Annotated in this window: 19 protein-coding genes; 8 read left to right on the top strand and 11 right to left on the bottom strand. The window is 58.0% G+C overall.

Annotation, left to right across the window (positions count from 1 at the left end; genetic code table 11):
• Positions 1-20 precede the first annotated feature (20 nt).
• Complete coding sequence (locus C1Y43_RS13125; RefSeq protein ID WP_104188493.1) at positions 21-368, bottom strand: endonuclease domain-containing protein; 348 nt, start codon at positions 366-368, stop codon at positions 21-23.
• Between the two features lie 151 nt (positions 369-519).
• On the opposite strand from C1Y43_RS13125, the gene C1Y43_RS13130 reads away from it, so the two are divergent.
• From C1Y43_RS13130 to sanA, 5 genes are all read left to right on the top strand, one after another.
• Positions 520-903: a CidA/LrgA family protein gene (locus C1Y43_RS13130; protein WP_058769941.1), complete on the top strand. Its 384-nt coding sequence runs from the start codon at positions 520-522 to the stop codon at positions 901-903.
• Positions 896-1,588, top strand: a complete 693-nt coding sequence (locus C1Y43_RS13135; RefSeq protein ID WP_021509288.1) for a CidB/LrgB family autolysis modulator — start codon at positions 896-898, stop codon at positions 1,586-1,588. The genes C1Y43_RS13130 and C1Y43_RS13135 overlap by 8 nt, the downstream gene beginning before the upstream one ends.
• A 124-nt stretch (positions 1,589-1,712) precedes the next feature.
• Positions 1,713-2,609 (top strand): cytidine deaminase, encoded by an 897-nt coding sequence (cdd, locus tag C1Y43_RS13140; RefSeq protein WP_104188495.1) that lies wholly within the window; start codon positions 1,713-1,715, stop codon positions 2,607-2,609.
• Between the two features lie 158 nt (positions 2,610-2,767).
• Positions 2,768-4,465: an NAD-dependent malic enzyme gene (locus tag C1Y43_RS13145; RefSeq protein ID WP_021509286.1), complete on the top strand. Its 1,698-nt coding sequence runs from the start codon at positions 2,768-2,770 to the stop codon at positions 4,463-4,465.
• A gap of 139 nt (positions 4,466-4,604) precedes the next feature.
• Positions 4,605-5,324 carry an outer membrane permeability protein SanA gene (gene sanA / locus C1Y43_RS13150; RefSeq protein ID WP_104093252.1) on the top strand — a complete coding sequence of 240 codons (720 nt, stop codon included), beginning with the start codon at positions 4,605-4,607 and terminating at the stop codon, positions 5,322-5,324.
• Positions 5,325-5,515: 191 nt separating this feature from the next.
• Here the strand turns inward: sanA and mglC are convergent, their stop codons facing one another.
• The 7 genes from mglC to C1Y43_RS13185 form a co-directional block, all read right to left on the bottom strand.
• Positions 5,516-6,526: a galactose/methyl galactoside ABC transporter permease MglC gene (gene mglC, locus C1Y43_RS13155; RefSeq protein WP_021509284.1), complete on the bottom strand. Its 1,011-nt coding sequence runs from the start codon at positions 6,524-6,526 to the stop codon at positions 5,516-5,518.
• A gap of 18 nt (positions 6,527-6,544) precedes the next feature.
• Positions 6,545-8,065 carry a galactose/methyl galactoside ABC transporter ATP-binding protein MglA gene (mglA, locus tag C1Y43_RS13160; protein ID WP_021509283.1) on the bottom strand — a complete coding sequence of 507 codons (1,521 nt, stop codon included), beginning with the start codon at positions 8,063-8,065 and terminating at the stop codon, positions 6,545-6,547.
• A gap of 71 nt (positions 8,066-8,136) precedes the next feature.
• The gene (mglB, locus tag C1Y43_RS13165) at positions 8,137-9,132 is read right to left on the bottom strand and encodes a galactose/glucose ABC transporter substrate-binding protein MglB (RefSeq protein WP_104188497.1); all 996 of its coding nucleotides are present in this window, start codon (positions 9,130-9,132) and stop codon (positions 8,137-8,139) included.
• Positions 9,133-9,440: 308 nt separating this feature from the next.
• Positions 9,441-10,481 (bottom strand): HTH-type transcriptional regulator GalS, encoded by a 1,041-nt coding sequence (galS, locus tag C1Y43_RS13170; RefSeq protein WP_021509281.1) that lies wholly within the window; start codon positions 10,479-10,481, stop codon positions 9,441-9,443.
• A gap of 141 nt (positions 10,482-10,622) precedes the next feature.
• Positions 10,623-11,783 (bottom strand): DUF418 domain-containing protein YeiB, encoded by a 1,161-nt coding sequence (gene yeiB, locus C1Y43_RS13175; RefSeq protein ID WP_058757260.1) that lies wholly within the window; start codon positions 11,781-11,783, stop codon positions 10,623-10,625.
• Between the two features lie 54 nt (positions 11,784-11,837).
• Complete coding sequence (folE, locus tag C1Y43_RS13180; RefSeq protein WP_021509279.1) at positions 11,838-12,503, bottom strand: GTP cyclohydrolase I FolE; 666 nt, start codon at positions 12,501-12,503, stop codon at positions 11,838-11,840.
• 124 nt (positions 12,504-12,627) lie between these two features.
• Positions 12,628-13,758, bottom strand: a complete 1,131-nt coding sequence (locus tag C1Y43_RS13185; RefSeq protein WP_104188499.1) for a YbfB/YjiJ family MFS transporter — start codon at positions 13,756-13,758, stop codon at positions 12,628-12,630.
• A 103-nt stretch (positions 13,759-13,861) separates the two neighbouring features.
• On the opposite strand from C1Y43_RS13185, the gene C1Y43_RS13190 reads away from it, so the two are divergent.
• The 3 genes from C1Y43_RS13190 to fghA are packed head-to-tail and all read left to right on the top strand — an operon-like array spanning position 13,862 to position 16,798.
• The gene (locus C1Y43_RS13190; protein ID WP_058757258.1) at positions 13,862-14,773 is read left to right on the top strand and encodes a LysR family transcriptional regulator; all 912 of its coding nucleotides are present in this window, start codon (positions 13,862-13,864) and stop codon (positions 14,771-14,773) included.
• Between the two features lie 45 nt (positions 14,774-14,818).
• Positions 14,819-15,943 (top strand): S-(hydroxymethyl)glutathione dehydrogenase/class III alcohol dehydrogenase, encoded by a 1,125-nt coding sequence (locus C1Y43_RS13195; RefSeq protein ID WP_021509276.1) that lies wholly within the window; start codon positions 14,819-14,821, stop codon positions 15,941-15,943.
• A gap of 12 nt (positions 15,944-15,955) precedes the next feature.
• Positions 15,956-16,798 carry an S-formylglutathione hydrolase gene (gene fghA / locus C1Y43_RS13200; protein ID WP_104188500.1) on the top strand — a complete coding sequence of 281 codons (843 nt, stop codon included), beginning with the start codon at positions 15,956-15,958 and terminating at the stop codon, positions 16,796-16,798.
• A gap of 47 nt (positions 16,799-16,845) precedes the next feature.
• Here fghA and C1Y43_RS13205 read toward each other — a convergent pair whose 3' ends face one another.
• The 3 genes from C1Y43_RS13205 to C1Y43_RS13215 all read right to left on the bottom strand — a co-directional run bounded on the left by C1Y43_RS13205 (position 16,846) and on the right by C1Y43_RS13215 (position 20,994).
• Positions 16,846-17,634, bottom strand: a complete 789-nt coding sequence (locus C1Y43_RS13205) for an ABC transporter ATP-binding protein (protein WP_021509274.1) — start codon at positions 17,632-17,634, stop codon at positions 16,846-16,848.
• Positions 17,634-18,713 carry an iron ABC transporter permease gene (locus tag C1Y43_RS13210; protein ID WP_058769937.1) on the bottom strand — a complete coding sequence of 360 codons (1,080 nt, stop codon included), beginning with the start codon at positions 18,711-18,713 and terminating at the stop codon, positions 17,634-17,636. Before C1Y43_RS13210 ends, C1Y43_RS13205 begins: the two co-directional genes overlap by 1 nt.
• 814 nt (positions 18,714-19,527) lie before the next feature.
• Complete coding sequence (locus C1Y43_RS13215; RefSeq protein WP_021509272.1) at positions 19,528-20,994, bottom strand: amino acid permease; 1,467 nt, start codon at positions 20,992-20,994, stop codon at positions 19,528-19,530.
• Positions 20,995-21,045: the final 51 nt, after the last annotated feature.

A 21,045-nucleotide genomic window follows, 5' to 3' on the forward strand; every position in this document is an offset into this window, starting at 1 on the left:
AGGGGAAAACCGCACTGCGCTTATCGCGCCAGCATCAGACAGCGATAAATCTCCGCCATCACCGCCTCAAATTCATTAAACACCTGATGATTCCAGAAGCGAATTACGCGCCAGCCGCAGCGCTGTAAATACGCCGTGCGCCGGGCATCGTAAGCCTGATCTTCAGGCGCATTGTGCTGTCCACCATCCAGTTCCACGATCAGCGATTGCTCAACGCAGGCAAAATCAACGATGTACCCTCCTACTGGATGCTGGCGGCGAAACTTAGCGCCACACACATTTCGGTTGCGTAAATAACGCCATAGTTTTTGCTCCGCTTGCGGCATCGCCTTTCGCAGCGCGCGCTGCGGTTGCACGGTGTGGTTCATCGCTGCTCCTTCGCTCTGCCCACCAGCTTACACCGCTTTAATCAGCTTCAAAGCAAAGGTGTTGAAATCCTGAATTTGCATTCCAGTGTGATCGCTAGCACGCTAAGCGCTTAATGCGTATGATGAAGCGCCACGAAAACAGGAGCCTGACATGCCCACCATGCTATCTGCCTGCTGGCGCTATCTGCGCGCCTTTGCCATCGTCTATGCCGCGCTGTATGCCGGCAACGGCCTTGCCGCCCTGCTGCCATTTACCATTCCTGGCAGCATCCTTGGCATGCTGTTGCTGTTTGCCCTGCTGGCGCTGCAGATTATCCCGGTAACGTGGGTGAAACCCGGCTGTCAGCTGTTGATCCGCTACATGGCGCTGCTGTTTGTACCGATCAGCGTTGGCGTGATGGGCTACACCGATATCCTCAGCGCACAGTTTGGCCCGATTGTCGTCTCCTGTATGGTCAGCACCCTGCTGGTGTTGCTGATTGTCGGCCTGAGCGCCGAGCGCCTGCAGCGTCCGAAGGAGTCCGGCCATGAGTGACGCCTGGTGGTCACTGCCGCTTACCGTGGTGGCGTATCTGCTGGCACGCCGTCTGGCAGCCAGAATCAACCTCTCCATCGTCAATCCGCTGCTGGTGGCCATGGCGATCATTATTCCACTGCTGCTGCTGACGCACCTGCCTTACGCGCGCTATTTTGCCGGCAGTGCGCTGCTTAATCAGCTGCTGCAGCCCGCCGTGGTGGCGCTGGCGCTGCCGCTGTATGAGCAGATGCACCAGATTCGCGCGCGCTGGAAAACCATCATTAGCGTCTGCTTTATCGGCAGCATTACCGCCATGGTGTCCGGCACGGCGATCGCGCTGTGGATGGGAGCGACGCCGGAAATCGCGGCCACCATCCTGCCGAAGTCGGTGACCACGCCCATCGCCATGGCAGTATCGGGCTCGCTACACGGTATTCCGGCCATCAGCGCCATTTGCGTGTTGATTGCTGGCGTGCTGGGCGCGGTGTTTGGTCACATGCTGCTAAATCTGTTTAAAGTGCGCAGCAAGTCATCACGCGGGCTGGCGATTGGCAACGCGTCTCATGCGCTCGGCACCGCGCGCGCCGCGGAGATTGACTATCAGGAAGGCGCCTTCAGTTCACTGGCGCTGGTAATCTGCGGCATCATCACCTCGTTACTGGCGCCTTTCATTTTTCCTTTGCTGATGCGCTTACTGGGGTAAAACTTGCGAGAGATCTCGCAAAGTTGAAACAAGCCAATCAGCTTGCATTGTCATAGCGACATGGATCACATATAAACCTTGAGGCGGCGCTTCGCCGCTGACGAGTTAATGAGGCCATAACATCATGCATGCACGATTCACTTCCGCTTTCTCTGCCCTGCCCGCTGCGCTGCAGAGCGCGCTTCAGCCGCTGCTGGACGCCGCTGATTTTCACGGCGTGCTGCGACCGCAGGAGGTGACTCAGCTGCAACAGGCAACCGGTCTGGATGATGATGCGCTGGCACTCGCACTGCTGCCGATTGCCGCCTGTTGTGCCGTGGCACCGGTTTCGCACTTTAACGTGGGCGCTATTGCGCGCGGCATCAGTGGCCACTGGTACTTCGGTGCCAACATGGAGTTTTTACATGCGCCGCTGCAGCAAACGGTCCACGCCGAGCAGAGCGCAGTCACGCATGCCTGGCTGCGGGGCGAAGCACAGCTGGCAACCATTACCGTCAACTACACGCCGTGCGGACACTGCCGCCAGTTTATGAATGAGCTGAATAGCGGTACGGCGATTCGCATCAGCCTGCCGGGCCGCGCGGTCAGCACGCTGGCCGACTATTTACCGGACGCCTTCGGCCCGGCGGATCTCAATATCAGTGAACGGCTGCTGACGCCGGTCGACCACGGTTTCCTGCCGCAGGGCGATGCGCTGCAGCAGGCCGCGATTGATGCCGCCAGCCGCAGCCATGCACCGTACAGCAAGAGTTATAGCGGCGTGGCGTTGCAGAGCCGCAGCGGCCAGATTTACCCCGGGCGCTATGCCGAAAATGCCGCTTTCAACCCGAGCCTGCCGCCATTACAGGCCGCGCTGATTCTGATGAATATGCACAACGAAGCGCTGGAGGAGATTCAGCAGGCAGTGCTGGCAGAAAGCGCCGACGCCACGCTGAGCCAGTTTGATGCCACCCGCACCACCCTCGCCGCGCTCGGCTGCAGCAATTTCTCAGTTACTTTAGTTTCGAAACCAACAGTTTAGTGATCCTTTTACCGCTTTTGTGACCTTCTATTAACAAAAGCTGTACATCTGCAGGAATTTTCATAGGATCGGGCGCCAGAACTTCACAATAAACGGGTCTGGCGTTACCTTCTTGCTGGCGACACGTCAGAAAACACTGCAACCGGAGCAAACACTGCATGGAACTCGAGTACGAAAGTAAACGTCCGCTGTATATTCCTTACGCGGGTCCGATCCTGCTGGAATTTCCGCTGTTGAACAAAGGCAGCGCCTTCTCGCTGGAAGAACGTAACGAATTTAACCTCAATGGCCTGCTGCCAGACGCCGTAGAAACCATCGAAGAGCAGGCCGAGCGCGCCTGGCGTCAGTTCCTGGACTTCAAAAACAATAACGACAAGCACGTCTACCTGCGCAACATCCAGGACACCAACGAAACGCTATTCTATCGCCTGCTGGACAACCACCTGGAAGAGATGATGCCGATCATCTACACCCCAACGGTTGGCGCGGCCTGCGAACACTTCTCAGAAATTTACCGTCGCGCGCGCGGGGTGTTTATCTCCTACAACAACCGCGACCGCATTGAAGACATGCTGCAAAACGCCACCAAGCAGAATGTCAAAGTCATCGTGGTCACCGACGGCGAGCGTATTCTCGGCCTCGGCGACCTGGGCATTGGCGGCATGGGCATTCCTATCGGTAAGCTGTCGCTGTATACCGCGTGTGGTGGCATCAGCCCGGCCTACACCCTGCCGGTGGTGCTGGATGTTGGCACCAATAATCAGCAACTGCTGAACGATCCGCTCTACATGGGCTGGCGTCATCCGCGCATCACTGGCGAAGAGTACGAAGCCTTCGTTGATGAATTCATTCAGGCGGTGAAGCGCCGCTGGCCAAACGTGCTGCTGCAGTTTGAAGATTTCGCGCAGAAAAACGCCATGCCGCTGCTGGAGCGTTACCGCGATGAGATCTGCTGCTTCAATGATGATATTCAGGGCACGGCCGCTGTCACGGTGGGCACGCTGATCGCCGCCAGCCGCGCTGCAGGCAGCCGTCTGTGCGAGCAGAAAGTGGTGTTCCTCGGTGCCGGTTCCGCCGGCTGCGGTATCGCCGAGCAGATCGTCGCACAGATGAAATCCGAAGGCCTCAGCGATGATGAAGCGCGCGCGCGCGTGATGATGGTAGACCGTTTCGGCCTGCTCACTGACAAATTGCCTAACCTGCTCGATTTCCAGAGCAAGCTGGTGCAGAAGAGCGACAATCTGAAAGACTGGGACGTGACCAGCGATTCGATTTCACTGCTCGACGTGGTGCGCAATGCCCGGCCGGATATCCTGATCGGCGTTTCCGGCCAGCCGGGACTGTTCACCGAAGAGATCATTCGCGAGATGCACAAGCACTGCAAACGCCCGATCGTGATGCCGCTCTCGAACCCGACCTCGCGTGTGGAAGCAACTCCGGCAGATATCATCGCCTGGACCGACGGTGACGCGCTGGTCGCCACCGGCAGCCCGTTTGCACCGGTCACCTGGAAAGGCAAAACCTACCCGATTGCCCAGTGCAACAACTCCTATATCTTCCCGGGTATCGGTCTCGGCGTGATCGCTGCCGGTGCCACCCGCGTAACGGATTCGATGCTGATGACCGCCAGCCGCGCGCTGGCTGACTGCTCACCGCTGGTTAACGACGGTGAAGGTCCGGTGCTGCCAGAGATTAAGGACATCCAGGGCGTCTCCAAAGTGATCGCCATGGAAGTGGGCAAAGCGGCGCAGCTGGCGGGCGTGGCGGTGGTCACCTCCGAGGACGTGCTGTCGAAAGCCATCAACAACAACTTCTGGCTGCCGCAGTATCGTCACTACCGCCGTACCTCGATTTAATTGCAGACCGACGCTGCCGCACGCTTCAGGTGCGGCAGCGCTTAAAAAAACGTCAGCCGACCGGCGCGAACTTGCTTAGCCGTGCCGCCTCAAGTAGCCTTGACCCATCTGAATTTTCGTCAACCGAGTGCCCGTGCGCATACTTAAACGCGTTTTCTTTGGTCTGTTTATCATCATCTTACTGGTGATGGCGACCGCGCTCGGCCTCGATCGCTGGATTAGCTGGCGAACCGCGCCGTTTATTTATGAAGATGTCGCTTCGCTGCCGCATCGCCAGGTCGGCGTGGTGTTGGGCACCGCCAAGTATTACCGCACCGGCGTCATCAATCAGTATTACCTGTATCGCATTCAGGGCGCGCTCAACGCTTACAACAGCGGCAAGGTGAATTATCTGCTGCTGAGCGGCGATAATGCGCTGCAGAGCTACAACGAGCCGATGACCATGCGACGCGATTTGATCAAAGCCGGCGTCGATCCCTCGGACATCGTGCTGGATTATGCCGGTTTCCGTACGCTGGATTCGATTGTGCGCACACGCAAAGTCTTCGACACCAACGACTTTATCATCATTACCCAGCGCTTCCACTGCGAACGCGCGCTGTATATCGCCCAGCATCTTGGCATTCAGGCGCAGTGCTACGCCGTGCCGTCGCCCAAAAATATGCTGTCGGTGCGGTTCCGCGAGGTGGGTGCGCGCCTCGGTGCGCTGGCGGATCTCTATCTGATGAAGCGTGAGCCGCGTTTCCTTGGCCCGCTGGTGCCGATTCCGGCGGTGCATGAAGTGCCGGAAGATGCGCAGAGCTACCCGGCGGTCACACCGGAACAGTTGCTTGAGCTGGAAGAGAAGCTGCGGAAATAATCGGCGAGAGGCCAGCAGCCGGATCTGACGTTGGCGAGTTAAGCAGGATCGCGGCGATGCTGCCGGTGCGCATCAATGCGCACCCTACAAAGTACCGGCCATCCCCTGCAAGTCTCACCACTATTCTCAATGTGCAATAAAAACAACAAGGGCCGCGTTGCCGCAGCCCTGATGGTTGACCTTGTTCTCTGCTATTTCTTGCGCGCGTATTTCAGCGAATCAAGCGCCACGGCGAAGATGATGATGCCGCCCTTGATGATGTACTGCCAGTACGGGTTCACGCCGATGTAGGTCAGACCGTAGTTGATGACGGTGAAGATGATCACACCGGTCACCACACCCGCGACGGTACCTACCCCGCCGGCGAACGACACGCCGCCCACCACGCAGGCCGCAATCGCATCCAGCTCATACATAAAGCCGAGGTTGTTGGTGGCGCTGCCGATACGGCCCGCTTCCAGCATCCCGCCGAAGGCATAGAACACGCCGGACAGCGCATACACCAGGATCAGGTTAAGCGGAACGTTAACGCCAGAGACTTTCGCCGCTTCCGGGTTACCGCCGATAGCAAAGATGTTTTTGCCGAAGCGGGTTTTGTTCCACAGGATCCAGACGAACACGATGGCGATAATCGCATAGAAGGTGATGAACGACAGCTTGAAGTCGCCGAAGCGCAGGAAGCCCTGGGCAAACTTCGAGAAGCCAGCGTCAAATCCGGCAATCGGTGAAGCGCCCACGAAGTCGTAGTACAGCGAGTTGATGCCGTAAACGATGATCATGGTGCCCAGCGTGGTGATAAACGGCGTCACCTTCAGGTAAGCGATGATCACGCCGTTAACCAGACCAATCACGCCACCGATGATGCACACGGTCAGAATCACCAGTGGAATCGGCACGGTTTCCAGATGCGGGAACACCTTGTTGGCGTTATCCATCGACTGCAGCAGCGTTGCCGCCACCACCGCCGCCAGACCCACCTGGCGCCCTGCCGACAGGTCGGTGCCCTGGGTCACGATCAGACCGGCTACGCCGAGGGCGATAATAATACGGACCGATGACTGAGTCAGAATGTTACTCAGGTTCATCAGGCTTAAAAAGGTCGGATCCTGGAAAATAATAATCGCCAGCAGTACCAACAGGACAACATAAATGCCGCCCTCTTTTAACCAGGTTAGCGCATTCTTTTTAGTAGTCGCTTTCATGTTAAAGCCCTTGCTTCATTAAAGGTGTAATGACGCTAAACGCAGGATTTCATTCTGCGAGGTCGTTTTAGTATCGACAATGCCCGCTACCTGACCATTACTCATTACCAAAATACGGTCGGTAATGCCCAATAGCTCTGGCATTTCAGAAGAGATAATAATGATGCCCTTTTCTTTTTTCGCCAGCTCCGAGATCAGCTGATAAATCTCGAATTTAGCGCCGACGTCAATACCGCGCGTCGGTTCATCAAGCATCAGTATTTCCGGCTGCGTCAATAACCAGCGACCAATAATGACTTTTTGCTGGTTACCGCCGGAGAGCGATCCAATTTGGGTATGATGGCCGGGCGTTTTCACCCGCATGGCATCAATGACCCATTGGGTATCGCTTTTCATGCGTTTATTATCCAGCAGACCCATACTGGATTTATATTTCTTGATATTAGAAATGAGCGAATTAAAACCAATATCCAGGTAGGCATAAATCCCGGTGGAACGCCGCTCTTCCGTCACCAGCGCAAAACCATGGTTGATGGCTTCGTTGGCGCTGTGGTTATTAATCGCTTTACCGTGCAGTTTAATGGTGCCGCCCGACTTCTCACGGATACCAAATAAGGTTTCCACAATGTCAGTACGCTTGGCGCCCACCAGACCGGCAATCCCGAGAATCTCGCCTTTGTGCAGGTCAAACGAGATATCACGGATCGATGGCTGGCGCAGCGAGGTCAGATTGCGCACCTCAAGAATCACTTCACCCGGCACGTTAGTTTTGTCCGGGAAGCGCTGGTTGAGTGAACGGCCGACCATCATGGCGATGATCTTGTCCATGTCCAGCCCTTCCAGCGGCTGAGTGGCAATCCACTGGCCGTCACGCAGAATGGTGATCTCATCGCACAGCTGGAAAATCTCTTCCATTTTATGCGAAATATAAACAATACCGCAGCCGCGATCTTTCAGCTTACGGATAATGGTAAACAGGTGGTTAACTTCTTTTTCGGTCAGCGATGACGTGGGCTCATCCATAATGACGATTTTCGCGTCATAGGAAAACGCCTTGGCGATTTCAATCATCTGCATTTGCGATACCGAAAGCGTCGCGACTTTATCGCGCGGATCGATATCAATATCTAATTCATCAAAGATCGCTTTGGTATCACGATACATTTTATCCTGATCGACAAACGGACCTTTGCGCGGATAGCGCCCCAGCCACATGTTGTCCATCACGTTGCGCTGCAGCACCAGATTTAATTCCTGATGCACCATTGAAACGCCATTTTCCAGCGCCTCTTTGGAGGATTTGTAATCTATTTCCTCACCCTGAAACAGGATGCTCCCCGTATCCTTTTTATAAATCCCAAACAGGCATTTTAATAAAGTGGATTTACCGGCGCCGTTTTCACCCATTAAGGCATGGACGGAGTGCGGCCGCACTTTTAAATTCACATTATCTAAGGCTTTCACCCCTGGAAATGATTTCGAGACATTCGTCATCTCCAGCAGATATTCTCGCTGTGTGGTCGGATTCTCACTGGCCATAATTTACCTGGCTAAAAAAAGCGTTGGTCAGATGCAATAAGGCGCGGCAGAAAAGCCGCGCCCGGGACGAATTACTTCACAAACTGCGACAGGTTTTCTTTATCAACCGGTACGTACGGTACGCGTACGACTTTGCCATCCATCTTGAAGTTGGTACCTGCGGTTGGCTCTTTGCCATTGGCCAGGTTGTTAGCAATGTCCAGCGTGGCTTTCGCCTGGTTTTCCGCATCGTTCAGCACGGTACCGGCCATCGCACCGGATTTCACCAGCGCCAGCGCTTCTGGCAGGGCGTCAACACCAAACACCGGAATGCTGGTTTTGTTGTGCGCCTTCAGCGCTTCAACCGCACCCATCGCCATCGCATCGTTGTTCGCGATGATCACTTCAATTTTGTTGGCGTTCGGGCCAGACAGCCAGGCATCCACTTTGTCTTTCGCCTGCGCGGTATCCCACATTGCGGTATCCATCGCCAGCTGCTGGGTTTTGATGCCGTCTTTGTTCAGGGTTTCGATAACGTATTTGGTACGCGCTTCAGCGTCCGGATGGCCCGGTTCACCTTTCAGCAGCACGAACTGAATCTGACCGTCTTTGTTCAGATCCCAGGCTGGCGTGGCTTTCCAGTGTTTCTCGATCAGCTCACCCTGCTTGATGCCGGACTCTTTGGAGTCGGTACCGACATAGTAAGCTTTGTCGTAGCTGGCCAGCACTTTCGCGTTAGGCTCTTTGTTGAAGAACACCACCGGCACGTCGTTCGCGCGCGCTTTGTCGATTACCACTGCCGCAGCAGCCGGATCCACCAGGTTGATGGCCAGCGCTTTCACGCCTTTCGCCATCAGCACGTCAATCTGGTCGTTCTGTTTGGATTGGTCGTTCTGTGAGTCGTTCATCAGCAGCTGAATGCCGCCTACACTTTTCGCCTCTTTTTCGATGTCCTTGCGCACCATCGACATGAAGTTGTCGTCATATTTATAAATTGTCACGCCAATGCGGGTATCGGCGGCGTGCGCAGTTGCACCAAACATCATGCTGGCAACCAGTGCTGTGAGCGTGAAAACCTTCTTATTCATGGTATCTCCGGTTTTTTTATGCAGGGTATTTCATCGCGCCGTATTGCCTGCGGGCAGACAGCGCAGTCGGTTGAAACGCTATTTTTTATGGGGCAGGCGCTGCTACCAAGCCGGACCACCATCGCTATCCTGACTTCCCTGTAGGTAAACGCTTCCTGAAGTGTGTTGTGAACCATTTCAATCGGCTACTGAAACCAGACCGGGGAAGGAAAGCCCGGCGTTACATAATGTTTCAGTCCGGTAAGACGCTGCCATCATAGTGAGCGCCATGTTAATTAACTGTGAATACAATCACAGATTGGAAACGGTTACACGGCGCTATCGCCTGAATTAGTGACCGACTCCACAATTTGCCGCTGCGCCACCGAATGGCGCCGCACCAGCGTAGGCATGAAGCAGTGCGCGGCGTGCGGATCGAGCGTGCCTGCTGCGCCCTGCAGGGCCAGCTCAGTCGCCAGTTTCGCCATAGAAACAATGGGATAGCGCACCGTGGTTAGTTGCGGGTCGGTGTAACGGGAAATGGGGATGTCATCGAAGCCGATGACAGAGAAATGCTGCGGCACCTGAATACCGTTATCTTTCAGCGCGGTGAGCGCACCGGCCGCCATGCCATCGTTATAGGAGAACACCGCAGTGAGGTGCAGATTGCGCCCCAGCAGTTCCACCATCGCGGCTTCACCGCCCTGCATGTCCGGCTCGGCATGCGCAATCCAGCCCTCCGGCGGACGGATGCCCTGCTCCGCCAGCGCCTGCAGCCAGCCGTCGCGGCGCTGCGCCACGTCCTCAATCGGATGGCTGGAGCTGAGGTAACCAATGCGCTGATGGCCCTGCTGTAACAGCATGCGCGTCGCTACCTGCGCACCAGTGACATTATCAAGGCAGACGCAGCGGTGCTCGTATCCCGGAATAGTACGATTAATCAGTACCATACCGGGAACCTGGTCCATAAACCGGGCCAGCTCCGCGTCTGTAAGCGTTTTCGCGTGCACCACCAGCGCGTTGCAGCGCTGGCGGATCAGCACCTCAATGGCATGGCGCTCTTTCTCTTCCTGATGCCAGGAATTGCTGATGAGCACGTGCTTGTGCATGCGCTGCGCCACGGTATCCACCGCTTTAACCAGCGCACCAAAGAAGGGATCGGAAACGTCCATGACCACCACGCCGATGGTATCACTCACCTGAGTAGCCAGCGCCTGCGCGTTGGCATTCGGCCGGTAGCCGAGCGATTCAACCGCCTGCAGCACGGCTTCGCGGGTATCAGAGGTGACTGCACTGCTGTTATTGAGCACCCGCGACACGGTGGCAACGGAAACCCCGGCCTGACGGGCGACATCACGAATCGTTATCATGCAGTTGTTCCACAGAGGAGAAAATGCGCGACTGGCGCGTAACGGCGCTATTCTGTCAGGGCATCGGAAACAGCTGCGTGAATTACGTCACACGGATGAAAACGGTTACATACAATTATGCAACCTTTGTGATGAACATCATTATCTGCCGGCGGACGCGTTATCCGCTTTTCCGGCGGCGAGCTGCGTCAGCCGGCGCCAGAGCCACTCCATCGGTCCCTGCGGGAAGACGCGCAGCCACAGCACGGAGAACAGAATATTGACCAGCCAGATAGCCGGTACAAAAGCCAGTAGTTGCAGGCGGTCAAATTTGAGGAACAGATCGAAGCGGTAGAACAGCGTGGTGCAGATTAGCGTCTGCAGCAGATAATTGCTCAGCGCCATGCGGCCGACGCACTGAATGGCGTAACTGAACCGCGTGGCGGCGATGGCCGGCCAGTAACCGAGACAGAGCGCAGCGTAGCCAAGGCTGATAAACGGACTGGCGAGATCGCGTGGCACCTGCAGGAAAAAGCCGCTCCAGCGAAATTCCCACTGTAGCAACCACTGTGCCAGCACGCCGGGTATGGCAATCAGCCAGCCGATGGTCAGTAACAGCGCCGCCGCGCGTCGGTAGTGTTGCAGACTAAACTGGCCGCTCAGCCAGCCGCTGCGCATCAGCGCGGCACCGATCAGCATCAGCCCGGCCAGCTGCCAGCCATACTGCGAAGCCAGCGCCATCAGGCCGGATGACAGGTGTTCGAGGCGATTCTGCACCGCTTCCCAGCCGCCGACCAGTTTCCAGTAGCTCTCATACTCCAGATCTGCCGCGCCCGGCAGCCATGAGCGCGTCGGCTGCGGACTGGAGATGACGCCAAACACCAGCAGCACGGCACAGCCCACCAGATAGAGCAGCACCCCGGTGTGTAATAGCGCCCGCTCCGACGGCACGTCACGCAGCATGCGCCAGACAATCAACCCAATCAGGCCATAATCCAGCAGGATGTCGCCTTCCCACAGAAACACCGCGTGGATGAACCCGATGAAGACCAGCAGCGTTAAGCGTGAGGAGATCCAGCGGCTACCGCGCGGCACCTGCAGTGCCAGCCCGGCACCAAATAGCAGCGCAAACAGCGTCAGGAATTTTAGCTGCGCCAGGCCATCCATGATTGCCCAGGTCCAGGCATCAGAAACGGAGGCTTCACCCTGCCAGGCCGGATTGAGATAGGCCGCCGAGGGCAGACCAAAGCCGACGATATTCAGCAGCAATATGCCGAGAATGGCGCAACCACGAATGAAATCCAGCGCGAGATAGCGTTGCATCGAGTGCCCTGACGGTGAGAGGAACACGGGCGACAACGACGCCGCCCGCGCTGCTTAGCTGTGGCGTACCGCGCGCAGGAACTCCTGACGCGTGTTCTGGCTCGATTTGAACAATCCGCCGAGTGAAGTGGTGGTGGTCGCGCTGGTCGCATCTTTGACGCCGCGCGCTTTCACGCAATAGTGCACCGCATCGATCGACACCGCCACGTTATTGGTGCCCAGCAGGGTTTGCAGCGCCACCAGCACCTGCTGGGTCAAACGCTCCTGCACCTGCGGACGCTGGGCGAAGAACTGTACGATACGGTTGATCTTCGACAGGCCAATTACCTTATCTTTAGGGATATAGGCCACGGTGGCTTTGCCGTCGATGATCACGAAGTGGTGTTCACAGGTGCTGGTCAGGGTGATATCACGCACGGTGACCATTTCGTCCACCTTCATCTTGTTTTCGATGACGGTGATTTTCGGGAAGTTAGCGTAATCCAGACCTGAAAAGATTTCGTCGACGTACATCTTGGCGATGCGGTGCGGCGTCTCCATCAGGCTGTCGTCTTCCAGGTCCAGATTCAGCAGCTGCATAATCTGGGTCATGTGGCCGGCGATCTCACGCTTGCGTGACGCGTCGTCCATGTCGCGCACCGGGGCGCGTAATGGCGTTTCCAGGCCACGCGCCAGCAGTGCTTCGTGAACCAGGGCGGCTTCCTGACTTAAGGTGCTCATCGTACTCTTCTCCGGCAGGTGATGCGCCCGCAGGTCTGCGCCTGCGGGGGAAATTCTGAGCGCGTATTGTGAAACACAACGCGCGCTTAATCCAGCAATCAATCCGATTGGAAATGAAAGCGTTTCAGGTGGGCGATCGCCGCATCACCAGCGCCCCCGCCAGCAGCAACCCGCCTCCGGCCACCCACAGCGCCGGATCGAGCCGGTGCCACAGCAGGCTGGAAATCCAGGACAGCAGCGGCCCACCGAGCTGTCCGATGGCATAACCGGTCGTGAGCAGGCCGGCGAGATAGCGCGCGTGGTGCGGCGCCAGCTCCCGGCTGTACTGCAGCGACAGCTGCACCACGCAGAGAAAGCCGCCGCCAATCAGCAGCGCCGCCAGCAACAGACCGTTGATGCCCGGCAGTACGATGGCGGCGATCACGCCCAGCGCCTGCGCCCACAGCACCAGCGCCAGCCGCCGATGGCTGCTACCCCAGTGGCGCGTCACGATCCCCAGCACGATGCCGATCACCGCCGCCCCGCCAAACACCGGCCAGACAAACTGCGCAAAAGCGCTATCAGGGAAGCGCGCCGCCGCCATTTGCGACAGGAAGGTGGCGGGCAGAATATAGCCAAAGCCGGCGAGGCTGTAGCTGAGGATCAGGCGCTTCAGATTACGCGTCAGTAGCAGCGGCTCGGCGGCCTGTTGCGGGCGATGCAGCTGTCCGCTGCGCGGCAGGAAGCGCGCAATCGCGGCAATCAGCAGCAGCGCCAGCACACCGTACGCCGCCCAGGCAAACGCCGCGCTCACGCCGCTGGCGTGCAGCAGTACCGCCAGCATACCGCTGATGAAGATGCCGGTGCCGGGACCGGCAAACACCGCTGCCGACAGACCCGGCCGGCCGTGATGCAGCAGTTGCTCATTGCTCCATGCTGCCACCAGCCCCATTGCCCAGCCGCTGGCGACGCCGATCAGGAAACGCACCACCGCATGCAGCCACGGCCCGCTGATACAGGCGGACAGCAACGTCAGCGCGACGGCACCCCAGACGCCCAGCTGCAGCCGCCACTCCACGCGCCGCTGCGCGCGCATCGCGTCAAACGATCCGGCCAGATAACCGAGATAGTTCAGCGCCGCGACCAGGCTGGCGCTGGCGAGCGTGAGCTGACCGTCGTGAATCATCAGCGGCACCTGCGGGGTAAACGCAAATCGCCCAATCCCCATTGCAACCACTAAACTTAAAAACGCGCTAAGCGCGACTCGCCACGCCATTCTGACTCCGGATCGATTGGATTATCACTTGTCAGCAGCATGCATGACGTTTAGACTCACGAAAAGTGAATAATATTAACCAAGTTGTTTACGAGAAGAGAATATGGATTTAGTACAGCTCCGCATGTTCTGTTCCGTGGCCGAAACCGGCTCACTGGCGCGCGCCGCCGAAATGCTGCATCGCGTGCCGTCTAATCTCACCACGCGACTGCGACAGCTGGAAGAAGAAATCGGCGTCGATCTGTTTATTCGTGAGAAGCAGCGCATTCGTTTGTCGCCGATGGGCCACAATTTCCTCAATTATGCGCAGCGTATTCTGGCGTTGAGCGACGAGGCGCTGAACATGGCGCGCGCCGGTGAACCCGGTGGTAACTTTGCCTTCGGTTCGATGGAGAGCACCGCCGCCACTCGCCTGCCGGGATTGCTGGCCGCCTACCATCAGCGCTTCCCCAACGTCGCGCTGTCGCTGGTGACCGGCACCTCAGGCGATATCATCGATAAAGTGCGCGCCGGCACGCTGGCGGCGGCGCTGGTGGACGGTCCGGCTAGTCATGACGATCTGAATGGCTGCATCGCCTTTCGTGAAGAGATGGTGCTGATCACCAGCCTCGAACACGCGCCGATTCACAGCGCCCGCGATACGCAGGGCGATACGCTGTTTGCCTTTGGCAACAGCTGCTCGTACCGCACCCGGCTGGAGTCCTGGTATCGCGACAGCCAGAGCGCACCGCACAGCGTTATGGAGATTCAGTCTTATCACGCCATGGTCGCCTGCGTAGCCGGCGGCGGCGGCGTGGCGATGATTCCCGCCTCGGTGCTGGCGCAGATGCCAGCCCGCGCGCGCGTGCAGCAGCACAGCCTGCCGCCGACCTGGCGCGACACGGCCACCTGGCTGATGTGGCGCCGCGACGCCTTTACGCCCAACGTTGAGGCGCTGAAGTATCTGATTATTGAAATGTTTGATGACCGCCCGCTCAACGATGAACTGCTGCATCCGCTGCAGGCCGCTGAGTAAGCGTTATTTTTTATCCAATCACGACATCACAGGAAGAGGGATTGCATGAACATGATTAAAACCCGCGCGGCCGTGGCCTGGGCTGCTGGCGAACCGCTGAAGATTGAAGAAGTGGATCTGATGCCGCCACAGAAAGGGGAAGTGCTGGTGCGTATCGTTGCCACCGGCGTGTGCCATACCGATGCTTACACCCTGTCAGGTAAAGATCCGGAAGGCGTATTCCCGGCGATCCTCGGTCACGAAGGTGGCGGCGTGGTTGAAGCGGTGGGCGAAGGCGTTACCAGCGTAGCGGTCGGCGATCACGTGATCCCGCTGTACACGCCAGAGTGCGGCAAGTGTAAATTCTGTCTCTCCGGCAAAACCAACCTGTGTCAGGCAATCCGCACCACACAGGGCAAAGGGCTGATGCCCGACGGCACCACCCGCTTCTTTAAAGACGGCAAGCCGATCTTCCATTACATGGGCACCTCGACCTTCTCTGAGTACACCGTTGTACCGGAAATCTCCCTGGCGAAAATCAGCAAAGAAGCGCCGCTGGAAGAAGTGTGCCTGCTCGGCTGTGGCGTGACCACCGGCATGGGCGCGGTGATGAATACCGCCAAAGTGAAAGAAGGCGACACCGTGGCGATTTTCGGCCTCGGCGGCATTGGCCTGTCGGCGATCATTGGGGCGAAAATGGCGAAGGCCGGTCGCATCATCGGTATTGATATCAACACCAGCAAGTTTGACCTGGCGCGCAAACTGGGCGCAACCGACCTGGTTAATCCGAAAGATTTTGCTAAGCCAATTCAGGAAGTTATCGTCGAGATGACCGACGGCGGCGTGGACTTCTCGTTTGAGTGTATCGGTAACGTCAACGTGATGCGTTCCGCGCTGGAGTGCTGCCATAAAGGCTGGGGCGAATCAGTGATTATCGGCGTTGCCGGTGCCGGCGAAGAGATTTCTACCCGGCCGTTCCAGCTGGTTACCGGTCGCGTATGGCGCGGGTCGGCGTTTGGCGGCGTGAAAGGACGCACTCAGCTGCCGGGCATCGTGCAGGATTACCTCGACGGTAAGTTTGCGCTGAATGATTTCATCACTCACACCATGCCGCTGGAAGAGATCAACGAGGCATTTGAGCTGATGCATGAAGGCAAATCGATCCGTTCCGTGGTGCATTTTAATAAATAAGCAGGAGGCGACATGGCATCCACTCTGGAGCTGCTGGAAGAACACCGTATTTTTGGCGGCTGGCAGCAGCGCTGGCGTCATCAGTCCGTCGTGCTCAACTGCCCGATGACGTTCAGCATCTTTCTGCCACCGCCGCGCGACGACGCGCCACCGCCGGTGGTATGGTTTCTCGCCGGGCTGACCTGCAATGATGAGAACTTCACCACCAAAGCCGGTGCGCAGCGCGTGGCGGCCGAACTCGGTCTGGTGCTGATTATGCCGGACACCAGCCCGCGCGGCGATGCAGTGGCCAATGACAGCGGGTACGATCTGGGCCAGGGTGCCGGGTTTTATCTCAACGCCACGCAGCAACCGTGGGCGGCACATTATCGTATGTTCGATTATCTCAGCGAGGAGCTGCCGGCACTGGTGGCGGATAACTTCAAGCTGAGCGATCGCCAGTCGGTAATGGGACATTCGATGGGCGGCCACGGCGCGCTGGTGCTGGCGCTGCGCCTCGGCGGGCGCTATGCGTCGGCGTCCGCGTTTGCGCCAATCGTCAATCCGACCGAAGTGCCGTGGGGACAGAAAGCCTTTGCCGCCTATCTGGGCGACGATCGCCAGACGTGGCGCGAGTGGGATAGCTGCCTGCTGATGCAGAACGCTGAACATCGCCTGCCGGTACTGATCGATCAGGGCGATAGCGATCAGTTCCTCGCCGATCAGCTACGCCCGGAGCGGCTGGAAGCGGTGGCGCGCGAGCAGAACTTCCCGCTGGAGCTGCGTATCCAGCCGGGTTATGACCACAGCTACTTCTTTATCGCCAGCTTCGTGGAGGACCATCTGCGGTTCCACGCGCAGCATTTACTGGCGTAATGCACTTCTCTGCCCCTCTGATGCTGAGGGGCAGAACGTGTCTGGCGTCAGGCCAGTGATTCCGCCACCAGCCCATCAATCATTACCTGAGGCATGCCCTGTGAGCAGTGCTCAATGCGACCGCGCACGCCATACACCTGCGCCAGCGTCTCCGGCGTAATCACCTGCGACGGCACACCGTCGGCCAGTAATTGCCCCTGCTTCAGCATCAGCGCGTGATCGGCATGACGCAGCGCGATGTTAATGTCATGCACCACCACCACCGTCACCATGTTGCGCAACCGGGTTTCGCGCCGCACCAAATCCATCACATGGAACTGATAATTCAAATCCAGCGCGCTGAGCGGTTCATCCAGCAGCAGCAGTTCCGGACGGCGAATCAGCGACTGCGCCAGCCCGACCAGCTGCTTCTGGCCACCGGACAGCTGATCGAGGTAGCGCATCGCCAGATGGGCAATGCCCAGCTGCTCCAGCAGGTGCATGATTTCCGCTTCACTGGCGGCGCTGTGTAATCCACCGGAGGCACGCTGCGCCACGATGATCGACTCCAGCACGTGCAGATGCACACCGGCTGGCAGCGTCTGCGGCAGATAGACCACGCGCTGCGCGCGCCGGGCAAACGGCTGGCTCATCAGCTCTTCACCGTTGAGCCACAGCTCGCCCTGCCCTTTGCTCAGACCGGCCAGCGCGCGCAGCAGCGTCGATTTGCCGCAGCCGTTGGGCCCCAGCAGCACGGTGATTTTGCCGCGTGGCAGCTGCGTGACATTGAGATCGTCGATGACGTTCCGCTTCGGGTAACCGGCGTAAAAGTGGCTGACTCGTAAGCCCTGCTCCATCACACTGTCCCCCGATGCCGCAGAATAATGCTGAGAAAGAACGGCACGCCCACCAGCGAGGTGACGATGCCGACCGGAATGATGACGCCGGGAATGAGGTTTTTCGAGGCCACCGATGCCAGCGACAGCACCAGCGCGCCGGTCAGCGCACTGGCTGGCAGATAGTAGCGGTGATCTTCACCAAACATCATGCGCGCAATGTGCGGCGCGACCAGGCCAATAAAGCCGATCGGGCCGACGAATGCCACCGCCAGCGCCGAGAGAATGCTGATGCGCAGCAGCGTCGCCAGCCGCAGCCGCCGCACGTCAATGCCGAAACTCACCGCGCGATCTTCACCAAGGCGCAGCGCCGTGAGTTTCCAGCTGCTGAGCATCGAGAACGGCAGCAGGATGGCAAAGGCGGCGCTCAACACGCCCAGTTTTTCCCATGAGGCACGCGCCAGACTGCCCATGGTCCAGAACACCAGGCCCTGCAGCGTATCTTCGCTGGCGATGAACTGCATCATCGAAACCAGGGCGTTAAAGGTGAACACCAGCGCGATGCCAAACAGCACCACGCCGGAGGTTGAGACTTTGGTCCAGCGCGTGATGCCATCCAGCATCAGCGCGGCAAACAAGGCGAAGACAAAGGCATTTGCTGAAATCAACCACTGGTCCGGCACGCCGGGAATACCGATGCCAAGAATGATCGCCAGCGCGGCACCAAACGCCGCTGCCGACGAGACGCCGAGCGTAAACGGGCTGGCCAGCGGGTTATTGAGGATGGTCTGCATTTCAGCACCGGCGAGGCCGAGTGAGAAGCCGACCACCACCGCCATCAGCGCATACGGCAGACGGATGTCCCAGACGATCACGCGCGTGCCGGCGTCCACCGCTGCGGGATGGAGCAGCGTTTGCCACAGCGTATTGAGCGTCAGGCCGGCCGGGCCAAGGGTGAAATCGAGGATAACTGAAGCGAGGATCGCCAGCACCAGCACACCAATCAGCAGCAGTCGCTGACGCAGAACCTGACGATAACGGGTCAGGGTATCGGCTTCGGTGCCATGTTCCGCCACCAGCGCGGAGTCCGTACTACGCATTGTTCTACCTGTTTCCTGTCGCCTTATAACGGCTGCCACAATAGAGCAGGTGATAATAATTATCAATGCTGTCTCTGTAACAAAGCCCGAATGGTTTGCGCCAGGTTTGCATAGCGTAATAGTTCGCAAAAAAACGCGGCCGTGGCCGCGTTGTCAGGTATTACTGCCTGTTTGCCAGCGCAATAAATTGCGCCGCTACAGAGGGTTGCACCGATTTGTAGCGGCACGATGCATCGCGCAAAACCGCGTCCAGGCCGCGTTGTCATGCATTACTGCCTGTTTGCCAGCGCAATAAATTGCGCCGCTACAGAGGGTTGCACCGATTTGTAGCGGCGCGATTCATCGCGCAAGACCGCGTCCAGGCCGCGTTGTCAGGTATTACTGCCTGTTTGCCAGCGCAATAAATTGCGCCGCTACAGAGGGTTGCACCGGTTTGTAGCGGCGCGATTCATCGCGCAAAAACGCCTCCCGGCCGCGTTGTCAGGCATTACTGCCTGTTTGCCAGCGCAATAAATTGCGCCGCTACAGAGGGTTGCACCGATTTGTAGCGGCGCGATTCATCGCGCAAAAACGCCTCCAGGCCGCGTTGTCAGGCATTACAGCCTGTTTGCCAGCGCAATAAATTGCGCCGCTACAGAAGGTTACACCGATTTGTAGCGGCGCGATTCATCGCGCAAAAACGCCTCCCGGCCGCGTTGTCATGCATTACTGCCTGTTTGCCAGCGCAATAAATTGCGCCGCTACAGAGGGTTGCACCGGTTTGTAGCGGCGCGATTCATCGCGCAAAAACGCCTCCAGGCAGCGTTGTCAGGCATTACTGCTTAAAGGAGGGGAATTCCATCTCGCTGTATTTTACGAAGCGGGTGCCGCGCGTCAGCTTATAACCCAGCCAGATCACCAGGAACAGCGGAATGCCGATATAGGTTGCGGCTACGCCGTACCAGTCGATGCGATCGGCGAGGAATGCCTGATAATTCTGCCCCAGCGTAATGATCAGACACAGCGCGAACGCAAACATCGGACCCAGCGGGAAGAAGCCGGAGCGGTAAGGCAGATCGGCCAGATTCAGCCCCTGCGCCACATAGCCGCGGCGGAAGCGATAATGGCTGATAGCAATGCCGAGCCAGGCGATAAAGCCGGTCATCCCTGACGTATTCAGCAGCCACAGGTACACTTCCTGATTGCCAAATTTCGAAGTCAGGAAGCACAGCGCTGCCACCACCGTGGTCGCCAGCAGGGCATTGCGCGGTACGCCGCCTTTCGACAGTTTTGCAAAAATGCGCGGTGCCTTGCCTTCCTGCGCCAGGTTAAACAGCATACGCGTTGAGGCGTACATGCCGGAGTTACCCGCCGACAGCACCGCCGTCAGGATCACCGCGTTCATCACCGCCGCCGCGGACAGCAGACCGGCATTCTGGAACACCAGCGTGAACGGGCTGACGCTGATATCGGTGACATCGTTATGCAGCAGTTGCGGATCGGTATACGGCAGAATCAGGCTGATGATCAGGATCGCGAACACATAGAACAGCAGGATGCGCCAGAACACCTGGCGTACCGCGCGCGGGATATTCTTCGCCGGGTCTTCTGATTCACCGGCGGCAATCCCGATCAGTTCGGTGCCCTGGAAAGAGAAGCCGACAATCATCGCCACGCCAATCATCGCCGCAAACCCGCCGGCAAACGGCGCATCTCCCACCGTCCAGTTGTGCCAGCCTGCATTTTCTGCGCCGCGCAGGATGCCGGTAATCATCAGCACACCGACCACAATAAAGATGATGACGGTGGCGACTTTGATCAGCGAGAACCAGTATTCCGCCTCGCCGAAGCCTTTGACCGAAATGTAGTTGAGCAGGAACATCAGACCGAGGAACAGCGCGCTCCAGATCCAGCCTGGCGTGTCCGGGAACCAGTAGTTCATCACCAGCTGTGAGGCAACGAGGTCAACGGCGATGGTCACCGCCCAGTTGTACCAGTAGTTCCAGCCCAGCGCGAAGCCAAAGCCCTCTTCGACATATTTGGCGCCGTAGGTGGCAAAGGAACCGGAGACCGGCATAAACGCCGCCAGTTCGCCGAGGCTGGTCATCAGGAAGTAGACCATCAGGCCGATCAGCGCGTAGGAGAGTAGCGCACCGCCAGGACCCGCCTGAGAGATAGTGGCACCCGAGGCGACAAACAGGCCGGTGCCGATAGAACCGCCAATGGCGATCATGGTGAGATGGCGCGCTTTTAATTCACGGCGCAGCCCAGGTTGTTGTGTTGTTTTTGAGTCATTATGCATGTGTAAACGCTATGCTGGATAAAAATAAGGCGCGATTGTAGCAGCAAAGCC

The sequence above is a fragment of the Pantoea sp. ICBG 828 genome (assembly GCF_002928355.1).
GTDB lineage: Bacteria > Pseudomonadota > Gammaproteobacteria > Enterobacterales > Enterobacteriaceae > Pantoea > Pantoea dispersa.